This is a genomic window from Nocardiopsis sp. TNDT3 (assembly GCF_003427465.1).
Classification (GTDB): Bacteria; Actinomycetota; Actinomycetes; order Streptosporangiales; family Streptosporangiaceae; genus Nocardiopsis; species Nocardiopsis dassonvillei.
Genome location: NZ_QPFC01001439.1, coordinates 1 through 1228, shown reverse-complemented (window position 1 = coordinate 1228; position 1228 = coordinate 1). Strand labels below are relative to the sequence as shown.

Sequence of the window (1228 nt, the reverse complement as noted above, 5' to 3'; positions counted from 1 at the left end):
ATTTGGTGGCGGTTCCGCACAGTCGGCGTGGAAGTGGAAGGGGTGGAGCGGTAGACTTCATCGGTCTCACCTTTGCTCTTTGTGGACAGGTGGGGCATTTGCCCCGGAGGTCGTTAGTGGCGACCTTCGGGGCTTTTTGTGTCTAGGTCTTGTCTTCGCGAGTCGGTTTCGCGCGTGGCCGCCCAGTGAAGGAAGGAGTCGGTAGGTTCCCGAGGCCCCAGCGATCCTCACCTGGGGGCCAGGTGCGTTGGTCTCGTCCTTTGAAAGCCACAGGTTTACTTTCGTGGAGACACCCTGCCTGACCAGCGAAGAAGTTCTCTAGGCCCGGGTCCAAATTGCATCCTTGCTCATTCCCCCCGTGGGCGTCCGTGGTCGGTTGTGGTTACCTGTGGCTATGCCTCCCAAGATCACTGCTTCTCAGCAGGCCGCAATGAATCAGTTCGGCGCAACGCTGCGACAAATGAGAGAATTGGCTGATTTGTCCCAAAAGAAACTAGGTGTTCTCACTCGAACCTCCAAGCAGCAGGTGGGGGCTATCGAACGCGGGGAACGGAGGCCGTCCAAGGAGTTCGCGAAGCTTGCAGATGCTGCCCTGGAAGGCCACGGTTCACTGCTCGGTCTGTGGCCAGGGGCGAGGCGTGCGCAGCCCTGGTGGCTCCAGGAGTTTGTGGTCATCGAGGAGAAAGCCCAGGTCATCCAGGAATTCCAACCTCAGGCTGTGCCCGGGCTGCTTCAGACTGAGGACTACGCACGCCAGGTAGTGAGTGCAGCGTTCCCTCCGCTGGGAGCTGAGGAAAGCGAGCAACTCCTGCAGTCGAGGATGGAGCGGCAGGCGATTCTTGACAGGCCGAAGCCTCCCCTCGCCATGTTTGTCATCGAGGAAGGGGCACTGCGCCGCACGGTCGGTTCCCCGAGTCTCATGCAAGCACAGAGGGAAGTCCTTCTCCGCAGGGCTAGGCAGCCTCACATCGAGGTGCAGGTGGCTCCGTACCATCGCGGTGCGCATGGTGCCATGGATGGGGCGTTCATGGTGATGCGGATGTCGTTCGCGGAGTACCTGGTGTACGCAGAAGTTCCGGGCAAGGGCCAGATCATCACGGACGCCGAGGTCGTGGCAGACTGCCAACAGCGGTTCGGGGCGCTTCGTAGTCTGGCGCTCTCACCCGCTGAAAGCATCGACTTCATCGCGTCGCTTTGAGGAGCAGGTAGTGAAGGAATGGCACAAGTC

The 1228-nt window shown here is 60.4% G+C and carries 1 protein-coding gene; it reads left to right on the top strand.

Going from position 1 to position 1228, the window contains the following annotated elements:
- Positions 1 to 394 precede the first annotated feature (394 nt).
- Complete coding sequence (locus tag DQW06_RS28645; protein ID WP_013152909.1) at positions 395 to 1198, top strand: helix-turn-helix transcriptional regulator; 804 nt, start codon at positions 395 to 397, stop codon at positions 1196 to 1198.
- Positions 1199 to 1228 lie beyond the last annotated feature (30 nt).